The sequence below is a fragment of the Streptomyces sp. JLBJ103 genome, assembly GCF_058215575.1.
Genome location: NZ_CM177089.1, coordinates 7,125,879 through 7,149,947, shown reverse-complemented (window position 1 = coordinate 7,149,947; position 24,069 = coordinate 7,125,879). Strand labels below are relative to the sequence as shown.

Here is a 24,069-nt window from a genome sequence, read left to right as displayed (position 1 = left end):
CGCGGGCACCGCGCGCCGTACCCGGCCCCTGTTCGCAGGTCTTGCGGTCCGGCCTCGGATCCCGACAACGCGGCGAGGCGCGGTGCCAGGCGTCGCGGGCCCGCGAAGATCGGCAGGACAGGGCCTAGGCGGCGAAGCCGCCGTCGATGGTGAGGTTCGCGCCGGTGACGAACGCGGACTCCGGGCCCGCCAGATAGGCGGTGAACGCCGCGATCTCGTCGGGGGCCGCGAACCGGTCCAGTGCCATCCACCCCCGCATGCTGTCCGCCATCGGGCCGTCCGCGGGGTTGGCCTCGGTGTCGGTGGGACCGGGCTGCACGTTGTTCACGGTGATACCGCGGGGACCCAACTCGCGTGCCAGACCGCGGGTCAGCCCCGCGACCGCCGCCTTGGTCATGGCGTAGACCGAGCCACCAGGGAAGGGCATCCGGTCGGCGTTCACACTGCCGATGGTGATGACGCGCCCGCCCGGGGGCAGATGGCGAAGCGCTGCCCTGATGGTAGTGAGCACGCCGCGTATGTTGACGTCGATCATCGTGTCAACGGTTTCCTGGGGCAGTTCGTCCACGGGCCCGAAGACGCCGCCTCCCGCGTTGTTGACGAGGATGTCCAGGCGGCCCAGGCCCTCGGCCGCCTCATCGACGGCGGCGGAAATGGCGGCGGGGTCGGCGCTGTCCGCACGGATGGCCTGTGCATGGCCACCTCGTCGGCGGATGCCGTCGGCCACTTCCTCGGCGGCGTCCTTGGAGCGGGCGTAGGTGAGCGCTACGGCGGCGCCGTCGGCCGCGAGACGTTCGGCGATGGCGGCGCCGATGCCCCGCGAACCTCCTGTCACCAGGACCCCCTTGTTCTTCAGCGGGGTTCGGCCGGTGGCTGGTGTGTACGGCATGTGTCTTCTCGGTCCTTTCAATCGAGGCTGTGACGTGGCAGGAGGAGCGCGGTGACGGTGCCCAGGGCGCAGAGCCCGAGCGTCCACCAGAAGGCGGAGCCGAAGGCGTCGTCGACCGTGGGGTGCGCGGAAAGCTGTTGCTGGAGCACCACCGCGAGGAGAGCGGTGCCCACAGAACCACCCAGCTGGATGGCGGCGATCATGATGCTGCTCGCCCGGCCGACGCTCTCCGGCGCGACGGCAGCGAATCCCGTCGCGAGTGCGGGCGCGAGGGTGACACCCAGCCCCACCCCTCGGATCAGCAAAGTGACGACCAGCAGCGGCAGGTCCTCGCGGGCGTCGCACCAGGTGTAGCTGACGGTGCCGAGGCCCGCGACGGCCATGCCGCTGAGCACGACCGCCCGGGGGCCGAAGCGTGCCGTCAGCCGTCCGACGACGGGCAGGACCAGCACGGTCCCGAGGCCCTGCGGGGCAAGGAGCAGCCCGGAGGTCCAGGCGTCGAACTCGCCCACCTGCTGGAAGAAGAGCGGCAGCAGGAACATCGCGCCGTAGACGGACGCGCCGAACAAGAACGCCGCCAGCACACACGCCGGGAACCGGCCGGCGGAGAACAGCCGAAGGTCGAGCAGCGGCACCTTGCGGGTGCGGAGCGCGTGCCCGGCATACCCGGCGAGCAGCAGGACACCGCAGGCCAGCGAGAGCGGGACAACGAGGTGCGCGGCTGTGGACCCCGTCCGGCCTGCCGCGCCCTCACCCGTGCTCGCCGCCTGGGACAGGCCGAGCATGAGCGCCGCCAGACCGCCGGGCAGCAGCACGAGCCCGGCCACATCAAGGCTCCGGTCGCGGGAGGAGGCACGCGGCGCGTCCCGGGGCAACAGCCGGTGTGCCAGCACCGCACAGAGCAGGCCCGCGGGAACGTTGCACCAGAACAGCCACCGCCAGTCGAACTGGTCAAGGAGTGCGCCTCCCACCACGGGACCGAAGACCGGGGCCATGGTGATAGGGATCTGAACCAGGCTCATGACCCGGGTGACCCGGCCGGGCCCCGCGGCCCGGGCGAGCATGGCAAGCATGATCGGCTCGAACATCGCGGCGCCGATCCCCTGCACCACACGTGCCGTGATCAGCACACCGACCGTCGGAGCGAGTCCGGCGGCAACGCACCCGACGAGGTAGACGGCGAGCGACGCCTGCCACAGACTCTTCTCACCGAATCTGTCCATGGCCCAGCCGGCGACCGGGATCGTGACGGCCAGGGCCAGCAGGTAGGCGGTGCTCACCCACTGCACGGTGGGCAGTCCCGCGGAGAACTCCTGGGCGAGTACGCCCATCCCCACGGACACCAGCGTGGTGCTCAGCAGTGCGAGGACCGCGCCGAGTGACAGCGTCGAGCCGAGGGCCAAGAGACTTGTCCTCGCGCCGTGGGCCGCACACTCCTCGGAGTCACCTTCGGCAGGCGGCCGGGCGAGGATTGCCTCTTCGCTCTTGCTCACGAGTGCGGACCCTTTCCGCCAGATGTCGACTGGAATAGACATCGAGTCTCACGGCAGTCGGCCCTGACGTCTGGCGGAATGCGGACAGCGCGTTTGCACCCGGAGGGCTCCCCATCGCTCCCGGCCCGGGAACGGCGAAGGCCGCTCCCGCTGTCTGCGGAAGCGGCCTCCAGCCGGTGAAAGCGTCTGCGTATCAGCTGGTGCCGAGCTGAGCGGTGATCTCCGAGGAGAAGGTGCTGACACGGGTGTAGAGGCCGGGGTAGCCCGGCTTGCCGCAGCCGACACCCCAGGAGGTGATCCCGGCGAGGACTCCGTCGACCACCAGCGGGGTACCGCTGTCGTAGTCGCAGGTGTCGACACCGCCCTTGGCGAAGTCACCCGCGCAGGTGTACTGGTCGGAGTCGTACGCGTCGCCGTAGGAACTGGCGCTCCCGCAGGAGGAGTCGGCGATCACCGGGGCGGTTGCGGTGCGCAGGACGCCGCCGTCGAGGGCACCGGAGGAGGTGGTGCCCCAGCCGAGGATCCGAGCCTTCCGGCCAGGTTGGTAGAGGTCGTCGGCGTCCGGGCGGGCGATGGGCAGGGTCGGGGCGTCGATCGGCGACTTGAGGGTGAGGACGGCGACGTCGTTGCGGTAGCCGGTCTCGCCCTTGTAGTCGAAGGTGGCGTAGTCGGGGTGGCGCCAGACGTCGGCGACGCCCACCTTGGTGCCGTCCGAGGACAACATCTTGTCGCGTCCGGAGACCACCTGAAGAAGTCCTGGGACCTTCTGGAAGGCGTCCACACAGTGCCCTGCGGTGAGGACCTTGGTCGGGGCGATCAGCGTGCCGCCGCAGAAGGCGAACGGGAGCGCCACAGGCTTGACCGCCACGGCCCAGGGGTAGTCCGCCGCCCGCGCCGGCTGCCCGCCCTGGACTGCCGCGGCGGGACCGGCGGCACTGAACAGCGCGGCGTACACCACAGCCGTGGCGGAGAGAGCCCTGACGGCCCGCTTTCTTATGGCGGTGATCCTCACGAGTGATTCTCCTTGCGTGCGCTGAAGTTCGTCGAGTCGCTCAGCCCTTCTGCTGGGGAAGGGCTGTGCCGAGTATCACGGCGTTGGCGGGGCGACACCGTCCGCGGCGCCGGTCAACCGCCCAACTCTGGGCGTTTGTACAGTTTCCGAGCCATCGCGCAACGCTGGATCAGATCACGCCGAGGCGAGGCAGGCTCGGTCAACTGCTGGCGTCAGTACCAGAGTTCGACGGGCGCGCGCAGGACGTCGTCCGGCGTATCGCCGTCGCCACCCGCTGCCGGCTGGTCGCGGACATCCGGCAGGTCACGGTGGAGGGCGTTGGAGCGGATCCTGCCGTCGTGGGTGGTCCTGCTCTCCCAGTCCACGTCGGCGATGCCCAGGACCGGTGTGGCGGGGTCGGCATCTGTCGGCGTGCTGACCAGGTTCGGCAGGCAGGCAAGCGCACGTATCGGGTCCATGCCGCGCAGGCCGTGCGGCGCCACGGCTACGGCCGGTGCGCCGCCGTCGGCCGGTGCACCGCTCCCCGCTTGCCGAGCGGACCCCGGTTCCGGCGCCATGCGCCCCCAGGCGATGAGGGTGGCGGGCAGCCCGTGGGAGCGCCGACAGCGGGTGAGCGTCTCGGCGCAGGCGGCGTACACGATGCTCTCCCACGAGGCCGCCCGCCCGCCGGTGAGGCTGTCGAAGCCGGTGAAGACCGTGAAGGCCGTCAACGGGATGTCCAGGGTGATGTCCTGGAGGTTGTGCAGCGCGGCGATGGCGTCGTCGAGACCGGTGAGTCCCCAGCCCCCCTGATCGGTGCACCACTCCGTGTGGACGACGGCGGTCAGTGAGGCGTCGCCGTCCAGCCCCGCGAGGACCTCGGCGAGCGCCTGCCGGTCGTACGGTGCGGCAGAACGGACCTCCACCGCCGCGCCCAGTGCGGCGAGTTCCGCGGCCAGCGCGTCCGCCGCGGCCGCCTCGTACGCGGGCGCGAGGAGCAGCAAGCGCCGTGCGCCACCGCGGGCGAGGGCGAGGGCGGCGAGTCGGCCGGCAGTGCCGGTGGCGCCCGTGATCAGGACGGTTCCGGTGGGAGAAACACCGTCCGTCGGCCGCTGGGCAGGCCACGGAACGCGGACCAGACGGCGACTGTAGCGGCCCGAAGCGCGGACCGCGATCTCGTCCTCGCCTCGCGGGTCCGCCAGGAAGCGGATCAGGTGGGTGGCCCAGTCTCCTGGTGCGGCGTCGGCTGCCGGTCCCGCGTCCTGCTCGACGGCCTGGTCGAACGCGGCGGGCAGGTCGATGAGCCCGCCCCAGGTGCCGGGCGCGTGTGCCGAGACCGTGCGGCCCAGGCCCCACATGTGCCCCTGAGTGACATCGTGTGCCCCTTCATCCGGCCCGATGGCCACGGCCCCGCGGGTCAGGCACCAGAGTGGCAGGCGTACACCGATGCCCTCCAGCGCCTCGACCAGCTGCGCGGTCAAGGCGAATCCCAACGAGATGGCGGGGTGTTCGGGGTGCGCGCCCCTGACGAACACGAGCGAGGACAGCACGCCGACAGGAGCGCCGGGGGGCTGCGCCGCCAGGGCCGACTTGATCAGCTCGGCCATACGGTCCGCCGTATCGTCGGCCCGCACCGGGACGCTCACGACGCTCAACCCGACGGTGGTCAGGGCTCGTTCGACGGCTGACCTTTCGGCGGGCTCTCCGTCAGCGGACCGGTACGGCTCCACCAGGAGCCAGGTCCCGCTGTGAGCGGCGGCCGCGGCGTGCAGACCGGTACGGGTCTCGGGCAGCCGTTTCCACTCGAAGCCGTAGGACCAGCCCCGCAGCTTGTCGCCGTGCCCCAGGGCGGCCCGGAAGTCCTGGTCGTCGACGATGGATCCGACCGGTACCGCCGCCCGGTCGGGCACCCCCGCGGCACCGGTGTTGTACAGCCAGTACCTTCGGTGCTGGAAGGCGTACGGCGGAAGCGGGACGCGCCGTGCGCCGGACCCGGCGAGCAGCGCCCTCCAGTCCACGCCCCGGCCGTGCGTCCATGCCTCGGCCAGGGCCCGCAGCGGCATGCGGCACTCGGGCCGTTCGCGGCGGAGCGTGGGCGTGAGCAGCAGCGGTTCCTCGGTGAGGCAGTCACGGGCCATGGAGGTGAGGACGGCGTCCGGACCGATCTCGACGAAGAGCCGCACGCCCTGCTCCTCCATGGTGCGTACGCCGTCGTCGAACCGCCCGGCCTCGGAGAGGTGCTGGATCCAGTAGTCGGGCGACATCAGGTCGGCGGGGGCGGAGAGGCGCCCGGTCACCTGCGACACGACGTTGATGACCGGCTCGGAGTACGTCACCTTGGCCGCAGCGGCGCGCAGTTCAGTGACCGCATGCTCCCTGTGCGGGGAGTGGACGGCAAGGCTGCCCCGCGGCGGCTTCGGCTCGGCCTGCATGCACCTGCCTCGCGCGGCGACCAGCGCGACGGCGTCATCGAGCCCGAAGACGCCCGCGGCATGGGCGGCGGCGAGTTCTCCGATGGAGTGCCCCATGACCACGTCGGGCCGGATCCCCATACGGTCCATGAGCCGGAAGAGGGCGATCTCCAGGGCGAACAGCGCACAGTGCGTATACAGCGCCTCGTCCAGGAGCCTGGCCTCGGCGGAGCCTGACGGCGCCATGACGACGTCGTGCAGCGGGTGTTCCAGATACGCGTCGAAGCGCCCGCACAGGTGGGTGAAGGTCTCCGCGAACAGCGGGAAGACCTCGCTCAGCCCACGCCCCATTCCCGGCCGTTGGCTGCCCTGCCCGGTGAACAGAAAGCCGAGCCGCCCACCGTCCGGGCCTCCGCTGACGACCGCGCCCGCACCGCTCTCACCGCGGGCCAGAGCGGCGAGGCCCCGTTCAAGGCTCTCCCGCCCCTCGGCGATGACGACCGCCCGGTGGTCGAAGGGGGTTCGCAGCGTCAGTGAGTGGGCGATATCGACGAGCTCGGGGGCCCGGCCCTCGCCGCCGGTGTCCCGCAGGTGGTCCAGGAGCTTGCGCGCCTGGGAGCGGAGGGCCGCCCGGCCGCGCCCGGAGAGCACCAAGGGCACGGCGGGCAACGTGACAGCCGTGGTGCCCTGTTCCCCCTCCCCCGCATGCACGCCGCCCTCCGCTGCGGCTTGCTCCTCCGGGGCTTGTTCGAGGATGACGTGGGCGTTGACGCCGCTGATACCGAAGGAGGAGACAGCTGAGCGGCGCGGCCGGTCCAGCTCCGGCCACGGCATGGCCTCCGTCAGCAGTGACACGGCGCCGGAGGACCAGTCCACATGCGGGCTGGGTTCATCGACGTGCAGCGTCCTGGGCAGCACACCGTGCCGCATCGCCTGCACCATCTTGATCACGCCCGCGACACCGGCCGCGGCCTGGGTGTGCCCGATGTTGGACGTCAACGAGCCCAGCCACAACGGCCGGGCCGGGTCCCGCTCCTGGCCGTATGTCGCCAGCAGCGCCTGCGCCTCGATCGGATCACCCTGCGTGGTACCCGTTCCATGGGCCTCCACCACATCCACGTCCGTGGCGGTCAGGCCCGCGCCCGCGAGAGCCTGCCGGATGACGCGTTCCTGCGCGGGACCGTTCGGGGCGGTGCGGCCGTTGCTCGCGCCGTCCTGGTCGACGGCCGAGCCGCGTACGACCGCCAGCACGGGATGGCCGTTGCGGCGAGCGTCGGAGAGCCGCTCCAGGACGAGTACACCAACGCCCTCGCCGCATCCGGTGCCGTCGGCCGCCGCGGCGAATGGTTTGCACCGTCCGTCGGCGGCCAGTCCGCGCTGTCGGCTGAACTCAACGAACACATCTGGCGTCGACAGCACCGTCACGCCCCCCGCCAGCGCCATCGCGCACTCCCGACCGCGCAGCGACCGCACCGCCAGATGCAGCGCCACCAGCGACGACGAGCACGCCGTGTCGATGGAGACGGCGGGGCCGCGCAGCCCGAACGCGTACGCGACCCGACCCGAGGCGGCACTCGCCGCGCTGCCGTCGCCCAGAAACGGCCCGTACTCCTCCGGTGGGCAGTGCGGTCGCGCCGCGTCGTCGCTGTGCCTGATCCCGGCGAAGACCCCGGTCTCGCTGCCACGCAGTTCCGCCGGGTCGAGGAACGCCTCCTCGAGGGCCTCCCAGGATGCCTCCAGCAGCAGCCGGTGCTGCGGGTCCATGGCAGTCGCCGCACGCGGGCTGATCCCGAAGAACGGGGCGTCGAACTGGTCCGCGTCATACAGGAAGCCGCCGTGCCGGGTGGAGAAGGTGCCGGCCCCTTCCGGGGCCTCGCTGTACAGCTGGTCCGGATCCCAGCCGCGGCCGTCCGGAAAATCACCGATCCCGTCCGCGCCGGAGCGCACCAGCCTCCACAGGTCGCCGGGGGTGCGCACCCCGCCGGGGTAACGGCAGCTCATGCCGATGATGGCGATGGACTCACGGTCGTCGACCTCGGCCTCGGCCAGGCGTCGGCGCGTCTTGTGCGGGTCAGCGCCCGCCGACATGAGGTGATCGGTGGGCTCCTCTTCGGTCGACATCCTGTTCTCTCTATCCGGCGGCCGAACGTCGCCCCAGCGTGCCGCAATGTGGTTGGTACGTCATTAGCGCTGGGTACACAGCGCGTTGGCAATGAATTCACTTGTGGCCGCGGCGTGGTGCACAACGCACCACCGCTAGCCACGTAGAGCGGAGGCGAAGATGCCAGGTAGTGCCGCCCAGCGTGGGCGGGCGGCGAATGCGGTCAGCCGTCGGCCGGTGGTGGCCGCGGTGCGGTTCGTGACGAACCACGGCGGGCGCGGTGAGAGGCTGAACTCGCCGGTCATGATCGAGCGTGGCAGTGGCCGGAAGGGCCCGTACACGACGGTGCGTTCCGGGCGGTGCAGCAGCAGCGCGTTGTGCACCACGCCGCGGCCGCTGCCGATGTTGTCCAGCGGGTGCCCCGGGAAGGCGCCCCATGTTGCGTGCGCGGTGAGGTAGCCGACGCCCGTCCAGGCGTTGACGCCGACGGTGCCGTAGCGCAGTTCGGCGATCGCGTTGGTGAGACTCGCGCCCGACCGCCGCCGGGTGGCGGTGTCGATGATGATGTTGGCGCCCAGCGTGCCGTGCAGCCGCTCGTTGGCAAAGGCCACCGCTGCGTCGAGGAAGCCCTGACCGGTGCCGGGCAGTTCGGCGACGCCGAGGACCGGTGCGAAGTACTCGGTGTGGAAGGCCGTCTCGCCGCTGTCGTGCGGGTCGAGGTCCCACAGCAGGGTGCGTTCGGCGGTGCCGCCGGTGGTCTCGAACCGCGGGTGCTGTTCGCGCGCGGTGGCGACGCGGGTGTCGCAGCCGGGATACCAGGCCGGTCGGCTGTGCGCGGCGGCGAGTGCCTCGCGGAGCGCGGTGCGGAACTGCTGCTTCTGGGGCCAGTCGCTGCTGATGACGACGATCTGCGAGGCGATGCAGTTGTGCCCGCCGTTGTGCAGTTTCTGGGTGGCGATGTGCTCGGCCTGGAATGCGATGTCCGCGCTCGACCAGCGGCCGGGCACGACGATGGTGGGTGCGACGCCGCCGAGTTCGCTGGTGACGGGCTTGTCGAGCCGCGGGGTGCCCGCGGCCACCGCCGCTGCGCCGGCGGGGCCGGTGCCCCAGACGATGGCGTCGTGGGTGGCCTGGCTGCCGGTGAGGTGTACGGCGTCGACGCCGGGGTGGGTGACCAGGTACTCGCCGACGTCGGCGCCGCCGGTGACGATGCGCACGTAGCCTCGCTCGATGTACGGGGCGAACACCGCGCGCAGCACCGGGGCCAGCGCGTCCGTGAGCGGATTGAGCTTGAGCAGCACCACCCTGTTGTGGGCGTAGAGCTGGTAGAGCACGTCCAGGGGCGCGATCGAGGTGATGTTGCCCGCGCCCATGACCACGGCGACGCCGTCGGTCTGCTCGGGTGTGCGCTGGCCGAGACCGGCGTGCCGGCGGGTGTCTGCTTCGCCGACCCCGGGCTCCATCCACACCTGGGCTGTGAACCCGCTGAGCAACAGGCGGTCGAAGGTGTGGTGGGGCAGCACGTCGACGGTGAGACGGCCGCCGGGTGCGGTGCCGGTCCGGAATCCGTCGAGCGGGTCACGGCCGTCGATGAGCCGGGTCAGCGTTTCGGCGAGCGCGGCGGTATAGCCGAGTACGGACCAGGGGCCGCTGATCCATTCCTCGCCCAGCAGCGGTGAATCCTGCGTGAGTTGCTTGATGCCGGCGGCGACGCGTACCCACTCCTGGGCGTGGGTGGCGGTGTTGGCATGCAGTCGGCGCAGCAGGTCCCGGCGGGTGGTCAGGGGTTCACGGGCCCAGGCACGTTCGCCGTCGCGTACGGCGGCGATGGTCCGGTCGAGCGGTGTGCTGAGGGCGGCGTCGAGGCTCATCAGTGGGCGTCCCTGTCGGTGTCGGTGGTGGTCACGGCTTCAGCGAGGGCGAGGTCGTGTTCGTAGTGGCGTGAGGCGCGCCAGAACATGAAGGCGGCCGCGGCGCAGAAGACGGGGATGACGGCAAGGGCGGACTTGAGGCCGTAGGCGTCGGAGAGGACGCCGAGGACCAGCGGGCCCACGGCGAACCCCAGCAGGTTCTGTACCAGGGCGGCCATGGACATCGCGGTGGCGCGCAGCGACGGGTGTACGACATCGACGGGGACCGAGCCGGTGACGCCGAACGTGGCGGTGATGGTGAACCCGGCGATGACGATGACGGCCAGCTGCGCGCTGCCCGGCGCCATCGCGGCGAACGCGGTCACCAGCAGGACGAGGCTGATCAGGCACAGGGACGCGGGCACCAGCAGGCGCAGGCGAGGGTCGCGTCGGGCGAACCTGTCGGCGGCGGCCGATGTGACGATCCCGCCGAGGAAGCCGGCCAGCACGAAGATGCCCGCTCTGGCGGCCGCCTGGTCGGTGGGCAGGCCGAGATAGCGGTGGAAGTAGCTGGGCAGCCACGCGTTCAGGGCCGACACGACCACGGTCTGGGTGGCGCCGCCGAGGTAGACCGCCACCGCGGTGCGGGGGCGCAGCAGCTCGCCCAGCAGGGCCCGCGGACCCGGCTTGGACGCGGTGCCGTGCCGGCGCGGCAACTCGACCGTGCGGTAGTCGCGTACCAGCAGGAACGCCAGGGCCAGCAGCAGACCGGGGACGCCGACGATGCCGAACGCCGCGCGCCAGCCCCAGTGCTCGGCGATGACACCGCCGAGCACGACGCCGAGTACCGACCCCAGTGAGGCGGCCGACAGGAAGGCGCCGAAGACGGTGGCGCGCAGCCGCTGCGGGAACATGCGGCTCAGCAGTGCGCCGGCGGCCGGGGCGTATCCGGCCTCGCCCAGGCCGACGGCGGTGCGGGCGGCGAGCAACTGCCCGTAGTTGCGGGTGAACGCGGCCCCGATGGTGGCCAGGCTCCAGACGCTGCCCATCAGCGCGATGCTCTTCACCCGGCTCCACCGATCGACCAGCAGCGCGAGGGGGAACGTGCCCAGCGCGACGGTCACCGCGACGGCGGAGACGAGGCTGCCCAACTGCGCGTCGCTCAGGCCCCATTCCCGCTCGAGGTGGGGGAACATCGACACGATCAGCTGCCGGTCGAGATAGTCGAAGGCCATGAGTGCGAAGGCCATCGCGAAGACGCCCCAGGCGTAGCGGCGGCTGACGGGCGGGGTGTCGGGGCTGTCGCCGTCCGGCCGCCCGGCAGGGGGCGGTGCGGCCGCGGTGGACGCTTCATGCATAGGAGGTCGTCTCCTGGATCGCAGTGCGGGGCAGGGCCGGCCGCGGTGGCAGGTTCTTGGCGGACGGGACGGGGAGGGGCCGCCTGCCGCTTCTCCCCGCGGCAGGCGACAGGCGAGAGGCGGCAGACGGCAGGGCCCCGACGGCCGCGGTCAGTCGGCGGCGGGCAGCAGCTCGGCAGGCGGCTGGACCTCGCGGCGCAGGATCTTGCCCGTGGAGGTCTTGGGCAGCTCGTCGACAATCCACACGTGGCGCGGGTACTTGTACGCCGCCGCCTGCGCCTTGACGTGCTCGCGCAGGTCGTCCGGGGCCGCGGTGGCGCCGTCCTTGAGCGCGACCGCGGCGCAGATCTCCTCGCCGAACTCCGGGTGCGGGATGCCGACGACCGCGGCCTCGCGTACGGCCGGGTGTTCGTACAGCAGCTCCTCGATCTCGCGCGGGTACACGTTGTACCCACCGCGGATGATCAGGTCCTTCTTGCGGTCGACGATGAAGAAGTAACCGTCGGCGTCGACGCGCGCGAGGTCACCGGAGCGGAACCAGCCGTCGGCGTCGATGGCCTCGGCGGTGGCGTCCGGGCGGCGCCAGTAGCCCTTCATGACGTTGTCGCCTCGGATGACGATCTCGCCGACGCCGTCGGTGACATCGCGCAGCGCCATCTCCACCCCGGCGATGGGCGTGCCGATCGACCCGGGCTTGCGCTCGCGGCCGGGGTGGTTGAACGAGGCCACCGGAGAGGTCTCCGACAGCCCGTAGCCCTCCAGGACGACGCAGCCGAACGCGGCCTCGAACCCGCGCAGCACCTCCACGGGCAGCGCGGCGCCACCCGAGGCGCACACCCGCAGGCTGCCGACGTCGAACGTGTCCCGCTCCGGATGCGTGAGCAGGGCGACGTACATCGTGGGCACGCCCTGGAAGACGGTGACCTGGTGCGCGGCGATGGTGCCGAGCACCGCGTCGGCGTCGAACCGGGGCACCATCGCCAGGCACGCGCCGGCGGCCACGGCCGCGTTCAGGCCGCAGGTCTGCCCGAATGAGTGGAACAGCGGCAGCGCCCCCAGCACGACCTCGCCTGCACGCAGGTGGAACAGGTCGATGCTGATCCGCGCGTTGTGGGTCAGGTTGGCGTGGGTGAGCTCGGCGCCCTTGGGGGTACCGGTGGTGCCGGAGGTGTAGAGGATGACGGCGGTGTCGGTGTCGGCGCGGTCGACGATCTCCTGAGGTGTGGTGTCGTCGAGCAGGTTCTCGAACTCGCCCGGGGTGACCAGCAGGCATGCGGCGTCGGCAGCCGCCGCGCCCGCGGTGGCGTCCTCGGCGAAGCCGTGCCACGCCAGCACGAGCCTGGCTTCGGAGTCCCCGAGGTAGAACGCGACCTCGCGGGACTTGAGCAGCACGTTCATCGGCACGACGACGGCGCCGGCGCGCAGGATGCCGTAGTAAGCGGCCGCGAACTGCAACACGTTGGGCAGCATCAGGCCGACCCGGTCGCCGGGCCGCACACCCCGATCCGTCAGCAGCCGCGCCACCCGCGCCGCGGCGTCGTCGAGCTGCGCGAAGGTGAGGACGGCGTCACCCAGGCGCAGCGCGGGCGCGTTCCCGTCGCGGGCGGCCGAGACCGCCAGGTTCCGGGCGAGGTTGGTCATGACGATCTTCTCTCTGTGGTGTCGGACGGGCTCAGCGGGTGCCGGTGACGAACCGCACCGGGTCGCGGGCCACCGGCCGGCCCGGCCCTGGCCGTCCGGCACGCTGCCGCGCGGGATTTCCTCAGATCGTTTCCGATGCGGTCGCGGCGGCGCCCGTCGCGGCGACCGTGCGCAGCTTGTAGGGGGCCGGGTCGAAACGGCGCAGGGCGCGGCGGTAATCCATGGTCGGGCCGGGCCAGTTCACGGTGGCCTGGCCGGTGGCGTCCTGGTAGAAGCTCTTGCAGCCGCCGACCGACCAGACCTTGCCGGACAGCCGTTCCGTATAGCCGGCGATGTAGTCGGCCTGCGCGTCGGCGCGGACCTCGACGCTGGTGATGCCGCGCGAGCGCATCAGGCGCAGGGCGTCCATGGTGTAGCCGACCTGGCATTCCTCCTGGAACACATGGGAGTTGTGTCCGGTGGCGCTGCCCGGACCGCCCAGGCGGAACAGGTTCGGGAAGTTGGTGACGGTGACGCCGAGGTAGGTGTGCGGGGAGCCGTTCCAGCACTCGGCCAGGGTGCGGCCGTCACGGCCGCGCAGCTGCTCGGCGACCGGCGGCTCCGTGACGTGGAACCCGGTACCGAAGATGATCACGTCGGCGGGGTGCTCGCGGCCGTCGGTGGTGACGATCGACCGGTCCCGCACCTCGGCCACGCCGTCGGCGATCTCGACGTTGGGTGCCACCAGGGCCGGATACCAGGTGTCGGAGATGAGGATGCGTTTGCAGCCGATCTCCCAGTCCGGGGTGAGCCGGCGGCGCAGCTCCGGGTCGGTGATCTGCCGGTGCATATGGTGCAGTGCGATCTTGGTGGCCACCCGGCGCGCCCGTGACGACGCCATGACGCGCCAGAGCAGCAGGTCGCGCAGCAGGTACTGGCGGCCGCGGACCAGGCGTTGCGTCCACGGCAGGTACCGGTAGAGGGCACGTTCGAAGCCGGTGGTGGTGCGGTCGCCGCGCGGGATGACCCAGGGGGCGGTGCGCTGCACCACCGTCATCCTGCCGACGGTCGGCTGGATGACGGGAACGAACTGGATCGCCGACGCTCCGGTGCCGATGACCACGACGTTGCGGCCGGTCAGGTCGATGTCGTCGCGCCAGCGGGCGGAGTGGAACACCTCGCCGGTGAACCCGGACAGGCCCGGCAGCTCCGGCGTGGACGGTTCGGCGATCGGCCCGCTGGCGTCGATGAGCACATCGGCGCTGAGCGGTCCGGCGCTGGTCTCGATGCGCCACCGCTGGGCGTCCTCGTCCCAAGCCGCCTTCAACAGTGCGGTGTTGAACCGGATGTGCGGCAGCAGCCCGTGGTCATGTGCGGTCCGGCGCAGATAGTCGTGGATCTCCGGCTGCTTGGAGAACGACTGTGTCCAGTCGGGGTTGGGCGCGAACGACAGCGAATACAGATGCGACGGGATGTCGCAGGCGCAGCCGGGATAGGTGTTGTCGCGCCACACCCCGCCGACCTCGGCCGCCCGCTCCAGGACGGTGAACTGCTCGCCCTGGCGCCGCAGCGCGTGCGCGGCGGCCAGCCCGCCGAACCCGGCACCGACGACCACAACCCGCAGGTGTTCGACCCGCTCTATCTCGGCCATGTATGCGAACTCCCTAGAAAGCTAACGCGAGTCGCGTTACAGTCGCACCCGTGTCAGCAGCCGTCAAGACTCCGAATCAAGAACCGCCCGAGCGTCGTGACCAGGACCGGCGCCGACGTCAGCCGGTGCAGGCGCGCAGCCGCGAGACCGTGGAGAAGATCCTGGATGCCGCGGCCGCCCTGATCGACGAAGGCGGCGTCGACGCGGTCACCACCAGGGCCGTCGCCCAGCGCGCCGGGATCACCGCGCCCTCGCTGTACCGGTTCTTCGCCGACCGGGAGCAGATCATCGACGAACTCGTCCGGCGCCACCTCGTCCGGCTCCAGGAGTTCGTCGCCGTGGCCGAGCAGGACTGGACCCCGTCGTCGCTGCACGACTTCGTCGAGCACGAACTCGACATCCACGTCCGCTACTTCCTGGCCCACCCCAACGCCGGCAAGCTGTGGCTCGGCGGACGGGTGTCGCCGACGGTGCGCGACGAAGTGCTACGCCAGCACCATCGCACCGCCGCCCGTATCCAGGCACTGGCCACCGCGGCCGGGCTCAGCGGCCCCGACACCGATCCGCTGGTCTTCCTGATGATGGTCGAACTGAGCGACCGGGTGATCGAATTCGCCTTCCGTGACGGCGACGAGCCCGACCCGCAGAGGGTCAGCCACGGCATCACGGCATTGACCGCCTATCTGACGGCCGCACTGCGGCCCTGACCCACCCCCCGCGACGGCGTCGGCAGCCCCGCACCGGGAGTCGGCGCCGTCGTCATCCCCGAGAGCAGGAGAACCGTGCCGGACCAGCTGCCACGCACCGTGCTGCCCCTACCCGACCGGCCCGACACCGGGTCGATCGCCTACGACGTGCACGACCCGGACCACCGCCAGACTTCGATCACGCCGCTGCGCCCGCCCGCGGGCGCGCCCAATGTGGTCATCGTGCTGCTCGACGACGTCGGCTTCGGCGCCAGCAGTGTCTTCGGCGGCCCCGTGGACACCCCCGTCGCGCAGCGGCTGGCCGACGGCGGCCTGCGCTACAACCGCTTCCACACCACCGCCCTGTGCTCACCGACCCGGCAGGCGCTGCTGACCGGCCGCAACCACCATTCGGTGGGCATGGGCGCGATCACCGAGCTGGCCACCGCGGCGCCCGGCTACCACACGGTGCGGCCCAACACCAAGGCAACGCTGGCCGAGACGCTGCGCCTCAACGGGTACGCCACCGCGCAGCTGGGCAAGTGCCACGAGGTCCCGGTGTGGGAGACCAGCCCGGCCGGGCCGTTCGACCGCTGGCCCACCGGCAGCGGCTTCGAGTACTTCTACGGCTTCATCGGCGGCGAGACCAGCCAGTACTACCCCACCCTGTACGAGGGCACCACCCCGGTGGAGCCCCCGGGCACCCCCGAGCAGGGCTACCACCTCACCGAGGACCTCGCCGACCGCGCGGTGGACTGGATCCGCCGCCAGCACGCCCTTCAGCCGGACCGGCCGTTCTTCATGTACTTCGCCCCGGGCGCCACCCATGCTCCGCACCATGCCCCCCGGGAGTGGGCCGACCAGTACGCCGGGCGCTTCGACGCCGGCTGGGACGCGCTGCGCGAGGAGGTCTTCGAGCGGCAGAAGGCGCTGGGCGTCATACCCGCCGACGCGGAGCTGACCGCCTTCAACCCCGAGGTGCCGCACTGGGACGACATGCCCGACGACCTCAAGCCCGTGCTGGCACGACAGATGGAGGTCTATGCCGGGTTCCTGGCCCACACCGACCACCACATCGGCCGGATCGTGCAGACCCTGGACGACCTGGAACAGCTCGACAACACGCTGATCTTCTACATCGTCGGCGACAACGGCGCCTCGGCCGAGGGCACCGCGCAGGGCAGCTTCAACGAGATGATCAACTTCAATGGGCTCGGCGCCGTGGAGACCGCCGAGTTCCTGCGCTCCACGGTCGACGACCTCGGCACCCCCAGTGCCTACAACCACTACGCCGTCGGCTGGGCGCACGCGCTGAGCACGCCGTACCAATGGACCAAGCAGGTCGCCTCCCACTGGGGCGGCACCCGCAACCCGGCCGTTGTGCACTGGCCCGCCCGGATCACCGCCGCCGGTGGCCTGCGCCAGCAGTTCGCCCACGTCATCGATGTCGCGCCGACCATCCTCGAAGCGGCCGGCCTGCCGGAGCCGGTGACCGTCCACGGCGTCACCCAGGCCCCGATCGAGGGCGTAAGCCTCGGCTACACCTTCGCCGACGCCGAAGCCCTGGACCGCCACCAGACCCAGTACTTCGAGATCACCGGCAACCGCGGCATCTACCACCACGGCTGGACGGCGGTCACCAAGCACCGCACGCCCTGGCAGCTGGTCGGCGCCCAAACCGTCGCCTTCGACGACGATGTGTGGGAGCTGTACGCCCCCGACGACTGGACCCAGTCCCGCGACCTGGCCGCCACCCAGCCGCAGATGCTGCACCGGCTCCAGCGGCTGTGGCTGATCGAGGCAACCCGACACGGAGTGCTGCCGCTGGACGACCGGGCCCTCGAACGCGCCGACGCCACCCTGGCCGGCCGCCCGCAGCTGATCAAGGGCAGCACCCAGGTGCTGTTCCCGGGTATGGGGCACCTCAACGAGAACTCGGTCATCAACATCAAGAACCGCAGTCACGCCGTCACCGCGCAGCTCGTCGTCCCCGACAAGGGCGCGGACGGCGTCATCGTCTCGCAGGGCGGCATGGCCGGCGGCTGGAGCCTGTACGCCCACGAGGGCCGACTGCGCTACTGCTACAACCTGGTCGGCCTGCAACGCTTCTACGTCGCCGGGGACACCGAACTGCCGCCCGGGGAGCACCAGGTGCGCATGGAGTTCGCCTACGACGGGCCGGGCCTGGCCAAGGGCGGCACCGTCACGCTGCACCTGGACGGGGCCGAGGTCGGCCGCGGCACCGTCCCGGCCACCCAGCCGGTGCTGTTCTCCGCCGACGAGGCGACCTGCGTCGGCCGCGAGACCGGCTCCCCGGTCACACCGGAGTACGCCGTACGCGACAACGACTTCACCGGGTCCATCCGCTGGGTGCAGATCGATGTCGATGCCGCCGCCGACAACCCCGAGCACCTGATCCCGATCGAGGAACGCTGGCGCATCGCCATGGCCCGGCAGTAAGCCCGGGACCGGGTACGCCGCCGGGCTCGCCCCGGCGGCGTACACGGAACCGCGCTAGCTCGACGTCGAGGGCGTCGCAGCTGCCGTCCGGACAACGCAACGGAAGCCGACGTGGCCGGTCGTCGTGTCGACCGGTTGGGCGAGCCTGGCCGCGGGCCGGTAACGGCGGCAGTAGCTCGGCGCGCACAGGTACGACCCGCCCTTGAGCACCCTGCGGGGTATGCGCGCGTGCGGTGGCAGCGCCGCATCGACCGACAACTCCCGGCTCCCGCCGGTCGGGTTGGCCCGCTCCGCCGCACCGGCGCAGCACGCCGGCGCGGGTGCGGGCTGATGAGCCGACCACCAGTCGGCGGTCCACTCCCACACGTTGCCGATCATGTCGTGCAACCCGAAGCCATTGGCTGGGAACGCACCGACCGGCGAGGTCAAGTACCAGCCATCGGCGCGGTCGTTGACGTGCGGGAAGTCACCCTGCCACACGTTGGCCATATGCCGCCCGCCCGGCGTCAGCTCCGTGCCCCAGGCGTACTCACCGCCGACGGCGCCACCGCGAGCGGCGTACTCCCACTCGGCCTCCGTGGGCAGCGCCTTGCCGGCCCAACGGGCATAGGCCTGGGCGTCGGCGTAGCCGACATGGACCACCGGATGCCCGCCCAGGTCGTCGATCGAGCTGCCGGGCCCCTGCGGGTGACGCCAGTCGGCGCCGGGAACGAGGGACCACCACTGGTAGGCATCACGCAGGTCCACCTGGTGCGCCGGCGGCGTGAACACCGCGGAGGCTGCCACCAGCAGCGATGCGTCGGCACCGGGGTAGTCGGCCGGATCGGGCACACGCTCGGCGAGGGTCACATAGCCGGTCTCCGCCACGAACGCGGCGAACTGCTCGTTGGTCACCGGATTCCGGTCGATGGAAAAACTGTCCACCGTCACCGGGTGGGCCGGCGCCTCCTCGGGATAGTGGTCATCGGACCCCATCGTGAACCGGCCGGCGGGCACCCGGACCATGTCCGCGGTCACCTCGGACGCGGCACTGCCGGTGATCATGTCGGTCATCGTCTTCCTCGCTGACATGCTGGTTCCCTCTGATTCTCGCCGACGTTACGGGACCGCGACCGGCGAAGTCCGGCCCGTCCGGCCTCGACATGGCTGTCCCAGAACCCTGTCCCGGAACCCGGGCAGGCCGCGGCCGGGCTCACCCAGCGCGCTTTCAGGAATCCTTGTCGCCTCGGTCTTGAGGGGACCGCTGGTCGAGAACTCCGACGAAGGCCGAGGCAACGAGGGCGACAGCGCGGTCCTCGTCGTGGGCCAGTTGGCGCAGGACCTCCCGCGCGGTGGTCCCCGACAGCTCGACCAGCGCCTGGGTCAGGCGTATCCGCATCGCCGAGTCCGCGGTGGGCGCGGCGAGTTCGTCGACCAGTGCGGTCATGATCCGTTCCGCGCACCCGGGGTCCTGGGACAGCGTTCCCAGGACCTCTGCCGCGTCGACGTCGTTGGCGCCCTCGACCACCATGCCGACGAGTGTCGGCACGGCCGCGGTCACGCCACGCCTGCCCAACGCCAGAGCGGCGTGTCCGCGCACCGTCGTGTCCGGGTCCCCGATCGCGTCCGCGAGCACCGCGGCCGCACCCGGGGCCTCGGACATCTCGGCGATCGCCAGCACCGCACGCCGTCGGATGTCGACGTCCTCCGAGTACGCGCCGGCGGCCAGCGCCGCCACGCCGTCGCCGCCCGATCGGGCGAGCGCCCAGCGCAGGGCGCCCGCGACGTTGGGGTCGGCTTCGGCCAAGACCGCCCCGGCCAGCAGCTCGGCGGGAACCGAGACGCCCTCCGGCCGGGCCAGGACGGCCTGCTGCCTGCGCGCGGCGCTGGTCGAGTTGAGCCCCTGCATGAGTTCGACGATGCGCAGGACGTCCTGCCAGTCGGTGGGCGCCGACGCGTCGATCGCGCGGAGCCGCTCGAGCAGCTCCTGTTCCCGCTCCAAGCGGTCTTCCGTCCATCGGACGAGGTCGCCGACCAGGGCGGACGGCGTGAAGGCCGGGTCCTCCAGCGCGCGCCCAACCTGCTTGAGCGAGAGCCCGAGGGACCGCAGGCTCTCCACGTGGAAGATCCTGCGGAGGTCCTCGGTGGAGTACTCGCGGTAGCCGCCGACGGTGCGACCGGTCGGTCGCACCAGCCCGAGGGCGTCGTAGTGCCGGAGCATCCGGGTGCTCACCCCCGAGTGACGGGCCACATCGCCGATCAACAATCCGCGGTCTCCGCAGCCTTCGTGGCCTTGGCAGCTCCTGGCGCAACCGCGGCGTCGGCAGCAGCGGCAGCGGCTCGTTCCGGGCCGAGTGTGACGACTCGCTTCGCCTCGTCGATGGCGGCGTCGAAACCGGTCTCCGGGTTCTGCCGGAGCAGCTCGGTGGCGCGGGCGTGGGTGGCCACCGCCAGGTCGGGGTTCGCCGCGGCCTTTTCCAAGGCGGGCGTGGTCACGTCACCGAGGTCGACAAGGGCCCGGCTCAGGCTCAGCCGCACATTGCGGTCGCCGCGGCCGAGCTGCATGACCAGTTCGTCGACCAGGTCCCTCTTCTCGTCCTCGGGCACGAGGACGACCGCGACGCGCCACGCGGTCCGCGCGACCTCGTCGTCGGCGTCGCGCAGCATGTCGCACGTGATCCAGGCCCACGCGCTCTTGTCGCCGACCTTGGAGAGCGTGTGCAACGCCTGGCTGCGGGCCTGAGCGCGCGCAGAGTCGAGTTCCTGGCGGATCCGGGGCAGGGTGATCTCCGGCGAGAGGCGGGTCAGCGCCCAGGACAGCATGTCTCGCACGAAGAAGTCCGGCTCGACCGCGCATCGCTCGACGAGCGTCTCCAGGAAGCCGGGGTCGGGGTTCGAGCCGACCGCCAGGGCCGCCTGAAGCCGGACCGACGAGTCCTCGGCCCCCAGGGCGTTGGCCACGCGGGTGTTCTGCGCGGTTCCGTTTGTCGCGTTGATCGGGACCACCTCCTGCACCCAGGGGACTCCTTATCACTGTGTCAAGGTCAAGCCCGTGTCCGGCGGATCAGAAGATCCTGTGCCGCTCGAACAGACATCGTTGCATTGCGCGAGCTCAGGCGGGCAGCTTCGTGTCGACAACGAAGCTGATCTCGATGACCTGGCCGGGGAAGGTCAGTTCAGTGACGCCCAAGACCGTGCTGGCCGGGCGGTGGTGGCCGAAATACGCCAGGTTGCCCTTCGCCGTCACCGCGGCGTTCTGCTGCAATTCCACTACGTACAGGGTCTGCGAGACCACCTGGTTCCGGGTGACTCCGTAGTGGTCCAGGACCTTGTCCATGTTGAGGTAAGTCTGCTGGAGCTGGGCGGCGAAGTCGTCCGCGTAGACGAACTCGCCCGCCTCGTCGAGCGAGAGCTGGCCGGAGACGTGGATCAGCTCGCCAGACTTGATCGCCTGCGAGTAGCCGAAGTCGCCCTCGGCCTGCACGTTGTGGTTGAAGACATCGATGGTGGCCATGGTGCTCGCCCTCCTGAGTTGCTCTCTTGTGGTTACTCAAAAACTGTAGGAGAGTGACAGCCGACCTGGAAGAACGCACTTTTCGGTGACTGAGGAACCTGATGGTGACCAAGCATCTGCTCAAGGGCCTGCCCGAGGACGCCGACCTGAGGCGTGCGGACTCTCTGGCGCGGGAGATCTTCTCGGACGTCGCCAACAAGTGGGCCCTACTGATCATCGAGGCGCTCGGCGAGCGCACCCTGCGCTTCAGCGAGCTTCGGAACGAGGTCGCGGGTGTCAGTCACAAGATGCTCACCCAGAACCTGCGCATGCTGGAGCGCAACGGCTTGGTCGACCGCAAGGTGCACCCCACCGTGCCGCCGCGGGTCGAGTACACCCTCACCGAGCCGGGCCGAGCCCTGCGCACCGCGGTCGACGCCATCTGCGGCTGGACCCACCAGTACCTCGGTCATATCGAGGACGCGCGCCGTCACTTCGACGCCTGACGGGCGCGCAGCACCACGCCTCCGCTGCCCTGCGCAGGCCGACCACTGCTGCTTTGCATGACGTACGGACGTACGGATAGCGTGATCAACTCCTTGATGCTCGCTCCAGAGCGTCAGACCTTGCCATCGACCTTTACGGGGATCACGCATGCGCATGCGCACATTGGCGGCGGCCGGTATCACCGGAGCCGCTCTGGTCACCACCCTGACCGGTGGAGTCGCCACAGCCGGAACTCCCAGCTCTGCGCAGAAAGCTGACATCAGCTCAGTGTCCGCTTCCTGCTACAAGCTGACTGCCAGGGAGACGGTCAACATCCGGGCGCACAGGAAGCTGAACGCCACCGTCAACGGCACGCTTCCCAAGGGCAGGTCGGGGTGCGGGGACGACGACACCGGAACCGGATTGGAAGGCCAGTCCTACCACCTCTGCGGCAAGTCGAGTAATTCCTGGGTCCACCTGACCTACGGGCGAGTCAGCGGCTGGGTACCCGCGTACTGCACCACGCAGTGGAACCCGCGGTAACACCTGACCCCCTTCACGTCCCAACACCTCGGTGCGCCACGAGCTTCCATCCGGCCCGTGGCGCACCGTCGTATCCGGCCCCACGGCCCGGCTGGACCAGCCCCTCTCGAACTGCCCGAGCGGGGACGCTCGTTCGCCGTGAACACCGCCATGATCGAGGCGCAGTCGGCGCGCACTGGCGTCCTTCTCCACAGGTCAGTGGGCCGCTGTCGGCAGAGTGAGCCTTCCGTCGTGGACTTCGGCGATCTGATCGACGGCGGTGAGGTGGGTGCGGTCGTGGGTGACCAGGACGGTGGCGGTGGCCTGCTGGTGGGTGAGCTGGGTGATCAGGTCGATGACAGCGGCGCCGCGTTCGTGGTCGAGGGCGCTGGTGGGTTCGTCGACCAGGAGGACGGTGGGGTCGTTCATCAGGGCGCGGGCGATGTTGATGCGCTGGCGCTGGCCGCCGGAGAGCTGGTGGGGACGGCGGCCGGTCTGGTCGGCCAGGCCGACCGCGGCGAGGAGTTCCATGGCCCGGTCTCGGGCGGTGCGGGGCCTGCGGCCGTCGATCTGGGCCATGACCTGGAGCTGTTCGGCGGCGGTGAGGGAGGGCAGCAGGTTGGGCTGCTGGAAGACGATGCCGATCTTGTGGCGGCGCAGCTCGGCCAGCTCGCCTTGGCTCAGGCCGGTGGTGGAGGTGCCGTCGATGGTGACGGTGCCGACGTCGGGCGTGATGAGGGTGGCGGCGACGGCCAGGAGACTGGACTTCCCGGAGCCGGAGGGACCGACCACGGCAGTCAGGCTGCCCTGGGGAACCTCCAGGTTGACGCTGTCGAGGGCGGTCAGGCGGGTGTCACCGTCGGGGTAGATGAGGGTGATGTCGTTCAGCTCGAGGCTCATCGGGCGCTCCCCAGGGCGGTCAGCGGGTCGACGGAGGTGATACGGCGGATGGACAGAGCGGCTCCGAGGGCACCGAGGGCGATCATCACCGCGGCCGGGATCAGGACGGTGCCGGGGGTGAGGACGAACGGCACGGCACTGCCGGCAACGAGGGCTCCCAGGCCGACGGCGATGCCGGTGCCGGTCAACGTGCCGCCGGCGAGCAGGACCACGGCCTGGCCGAGGGCGTCCTTGAGCAGGGTGGCAGTGGAGGCGCCCAGGGCCTTCAGGACGGCGACGTCGCCGCTGCGCTGGATGGTCCAGACGGTGAAGAAGGCGCCGATGACCAGGGCGGAGATGGCGAAAAGGAAGCCGCGCATCAGCTGTAGGGAGCCGTTCTCGGAGGTGTAGGAGCCGATCGCGGACAGCGAGTCGTCGGTGGAGACGGTCTTGGTACCGGCCTGCTGGTCGGTGGCCGCCACATCGGCCTTGGAGGTGGTGTTCAGGGCGATGACAGTGGCGGTCGGACCGTCACCGCCGCCGGTGGGCGGCGCGCTCTGCTGCCAGACATCGAGGCTGGTCCAGATGACCGGGGTGTGGCTGAAGTAGGCGTCGCCCCGCACCGCGGCCACCTTCAGCCGCTGCCCGGCCAGGGTGAGGGAGTCGCCCGCCTTCACCCCGAGGTCGTCGGCGGCCGCGCCGGACAGCACCACCGACTGGTCGTCGATCTTGCTGCTGGCCGGGGCGAGACGGGAGCCGGCCTGGACGCCGAAGGCGGAGACGGCGGTGCGGTTGTCCCCGGCGGTGGCACTGGTGGTGGTGATTCCCAGCGGTTCGGCGCTTTCGACGCCGGGGGCCTTGGACCACTGCTGCCACTGCTTCTGGGTGACGGTGGAGTTGGCATACGACAGATCCTGACCGCCGGCGGGATCCTGGAAGGCGATCTTGTCGGCGGGCAATCCCGTGATCGCCGAGATGTTCTGCCGGCCCAGTCCGGCCGTCAGCCCGGACAGCAGCCCGACCAGCAGGGTAATCAGCACGATGACGGTTCCCATCAGGGCGAAGCGCCCCTTGGCGAACGTCAGATCTCTCCAGGCGACGAACACAGCCTTGCCTGTCCTCTCCGGCGGTGGAAGCGGTATGCCTTCACCGTCGCCGCCGGCCCCCTGTGTGCGCGTCCGGCGCAGGACGGCACTTCAC

17 protein-coding genes and 1 pseudogene are annotated in these 24,069 nt (G+C 70.8%); 4 read left to right on the top strand and 14 right to left on the bottom strand.

Features of this window, described 5'->3' with window-relative positions; genetic code table 11:
* Positions 1-124 precede the first annotated feature (124 nt).
* The 8 genes and pseudogenes from AC4BEG_RS31360 to AC4BEG_RS31325 all read right to left on the bottom strand — a co-directional run bounded on the left by AC4BEG_RS31360 (position 125) and on the right by AC4BEG_RS31325 (position 14,364).
* The gene (locus AC4BEG_RS31360) at positions 125-889 is read right to left on the bottom strand and encodes an SDR family oxidoreductase (RefSeq protein WP_490703033.1); all 765 of its coding nucleotides are present in this window, start codon (positions 887-889) and stop codon (positions 125-127) included.
* Positions 890-906: 17 nt separating this feature from the next.
* Positions 907-2,382, bottom strand: a complete 1,476-nt coding sequence (locus tag AC4BEG_RS31355) for a DHA2 family efflux MFS transporter permease subunit (RefSeq protein ID WP_490703032.1) — start codon at positions 2,380-2,382, stop codon at positions 907-909.
* 193 nt (positions 2,383-2,575) lie between these two features.
* The gene (locus tag AC4BEG_RS31350) at positions 2,576-3,250 is read right to left on the bottom strand and encodes a S1 family peptidase (protein ID WP_490703031.1); all 675 of its coding nucleotides are present in this window, start codon (positions 3,248-3,250) and stop codon (positions 2,576-2,578) included.
* 356 nt (positions 3,251-3,606) lie between these two features.
* Positions 3,607-7,896, bottom strand: a pseudogene (locus AC4BEG_RS31345) (type I polyketide synthase); the annotation flags it as partial.
* Positions 7,897-8,040: 144 nt separating this feature from the next.
* The gene (locus AC4BEG_RS31340) at positions 8,041-9,756 is read right to left on the bottom strand and encodes an aldehyde dehydrogenase family protein (RefSeq protein ID WP_490703030.1); all 1,716 of its coding nucleotides are present in this window, start codon (positions 9,754-9,756) and stop codon (positions 8,041-8,043) included.
* A complete protein-coding gene (locus tag AC4BEG_RS31335; protein WP_490703029.1) occupies positions 9,756-11,093 on the bottom strand; it encodes an MFS transporter in 1,338 nt (445 codons plus the stop codon). Before AC4BEG_RS31335 ends, AC4BEG_RS31340 begins: the two co-directional genes overlap by 1 nt.
* Before the next feature lie 150 nt (positions 11,094-11,243).
* Positions 11,244-12,734, bottom strand: a complete 1,491-nt coding sequence (locus AC4BEG_RS31330; protein ID WP_490703028.1) for a long-chain-fatty-acid--CoA ligase — start codon at positions 12,732-12,734, stop codon at positions 11,244-11,246.
* Positions 12,735-12,855: 121 nt separating this feature from the next.
* Positions 12,856-14,364 carry a flavin-containing monooxygenase gene (locus AC4BEG_RS31325; RefSeq protein ID WP_490703027.1) on the bottom strand — a complete coding sequence of 503 codons (1,509 nt, stop codon included), beginning with the start codon at positions 14,362-14,364 and terminating at the stop codon, positions 12,856-12,858.
* Between the two features lie 50 nt (positions 14,365-14,414).
* Between AC4BEG_RS31325 and AC4BEG_RS31320 the strand changes: the two genes are divergently transcribed.
* The gene (locus AC4BEG_RS31320) at positions 14,415-15,071 is read left to right on the top strand and encodes a TetR/AcrR family transcriptional regulator (protein ID WP_490703026.1); all 657 of its coding nucleotides are present in this window, start codon (positions 14,415-14,417) and stop codon (positions 15,069-15,071) included.
* Between the two features lie 75 nt (positions 15,072-15,146).
* A complete protein-coding gene (locus AC4BEG_RS31315; protein ID WP_490703025.1) occupies positions 15,147-17,510 on the top strand; it encodes an arylsulfatase in 2,364 nt (787 codons plus the stop codon).
* A gap of 54 nt (positions 17,511-17,564) precedes the next feature.
* Here AC4BEG_RS31315 and AC4BEG_RS31310 read toward each other — a convergent pair whose 3' ends face one another.
* The 4 genes from AC4BEG_RS31310 to AC4BEG_RS31295 all read right to left on the bottom strand — a co-directional run bounded on the left by AC4BEG_RS31310 (position 17,565) and on the right by AC4BEG_RS31295 (position 21,003).
* Positions 17,565-18,563 carry a formylglycine-generating enzyme family protein gene (locus AC4BEG_RS31310; protein ID WP_490703024.1) on the bottom strand — a complete coding sequence of 333 codons (999 nt, stop codon included), beginning with the start codon at positions 18,561-18,563 and terminating at the stop codon, positions 17,565-17,567.
* A 154-nt stretch (positions 18,564-18,717) separates the two neighbouring features.
* Positions 18,718-19,755 (bottom strand): MerR family transcriptional regulator, encoded by a 1,038-nt coding sequence (locus tag AC4BEG_RS31305; RefSeq protein ID WP_490703023.1) that lies wholly within the window; start codon positions 19,753-19,755, stop codon positions 18,718-18,720.
* Positions 19,749-20,504, bottom strand: coding sequence for a HEAT repeat domain-containing protein (locus tag AC4BEG_RS31300; protein WP_490703022.1), 756 nt, complete (start codon positions 20,502-20,504; stop codon positions 19,749-19,751). Before AC4BEG_RS31300 ends, AC4BEG_RS31305 begins: the two co-directional genes overlap by 7 nt.
* A 97-nt stretch (positions 20,505-20,601) precedes the next feature.
* Positions 20,602-21,003: a RidA family protein gene (locus AC4BEG_RS31295; RefSeq protein WP_490703021.1), complete on the bottom strand. Its 402-nt coding sequence runs from the start codon at positions 21,001-21,003 to the stop codon at positions 20,602-20,604.
* Between the two features lie 101 nt (positions 21,004-21,104).
* On the opposite strand from AC4BEG_RS31295, the gene AC4BEG_RS31290 reads away from it, so the two are divergent.
* A complete protein-coding gene (locus AC4BEG_RS31290; protein WP_490703020.1) occupies positions 21,105-21,488 on the top strand; it encodes a winged helix-turn-helix transcriptional regulator in 384 nt (127 codons plus the stop codon).
* Between the two features lie 148 nt (positions 21,489-21,636).
* The gene (locus AC4BEG_RS31285) at positions 21,637-22,011 is read left to right on the top strand and encodes a hypothetical protein (protein WP_490703019.1); all 375 of its coding nucleotides are present in this window, start codon (positions 21,637-21,639) and stop codon (positions 22,009-22,011) included.
* Positions 22,012-22,206: 195 nt separating this feature from the next.
* On the opposite strand, the gene AC4BEG_RS31280 is transcribed toward AC4BEG_RS31285, so the two are convergent.
* Positions 22,207-22,890, bottom strand: coding sequence for an ABC transporter ATP-binding protein (locus AC4BEG_RS31280; RefSeq protein ID WP_490703018.1), 684 nt, complete (start codon positions 22,888-22,890; stop codon positions 22,207-22,209).
* Entirely contained in the window at positions 22,887-23,975 is a 1,089-nt protein-coding gene (locus tag AC4BEG_RS31275; protein WP_490703017.1) for an ABC transporter permease, read from the bottom strand. Before AC4BEG_RS31275 ends, AC4BEG_RS31280 begins: the two co-directional genes overlap by 4 nt.
* Positions 23,976-24,069 lie beyond the last annotated feature (94 nt).

Excerpts from the sequence above, each read along its gene's own strand:
- AC4BEG_RS31360 (WP_490703033.1), bottom strand. The coding sequence starts at position 889 with ATGCCGTACACACCAGCCACCGGCCGAACCCCGCTGAAGAACAAGGGG.
- AC4BEG_RS31340 (WP_490703030.1), bottom strand. The coding sequence starts at position 9,756 with ATGAGCCTCGACGCCGCCCTCAGCACACCGCTCGACCGGACCATCGCC.
- AC4BEG_RS31335 (WP_490703029.1), bottom strand. The coding sequence starts at position 11,093 with ATGCATGAAGCGTCCACCGCGGCCGCACCGCCCCCTGCCGGGCGGCCG.
- AC4BEG_RS31330 (WP_490703028.1), bottom strand. The coding sequence starts at position 12,734 with ATGACCAACCTCGCCCGGAACCTGGCGGTCTCGGCCGCCCGCGACGGG.
- AC4BEG_RS31325 (WP_490703027.1), bottom strand. The coding sequence starts at position 14,364 with ATGGCCGAGATAGAGCGGGTCGAACACCTGCGGGTTGTGGTCGTCGGT.
- AC4BEG_RS31310 (WP_490703024.1), bottom strand. The coding sequence starts at position 18,563 with ATGACCGACATGATCACCGGCAGTGCCGCGTCCGAGGTGACCGCGGAC.
- AC4BEG_RS31295 (WP_490703021.1), bottom strand. The coding sequence starts at position 21,003 with ATGGCCACCATCGATGTCTTCAACCACAACGTGCAGGCCGAGGGCGAC.
- AC4BEG_RS31290 (WP_490703020.1), top strand. The coding sequence starts at position 21,105 with ATGGTGACCAAGCATCTGCTCAAGGGCCTGCCCGAGGACGCCGACCTG.
- AC4BEG_RS31285 (WP_490703019.1), top strand. The coding sequence starts at position 21,637 with ATGCGCATGCGCACATTGGCGGCGGCCGGTATCACCGGAGCCGCTCTG.
- AC4BEG_RS31280 (WP_490703018.1), bottom strand. The coding sequence starts at position 22,890 with ATGAGCCTCGAGCTGAACGACATCACCCTCATCTACCCCGACGGTGAC.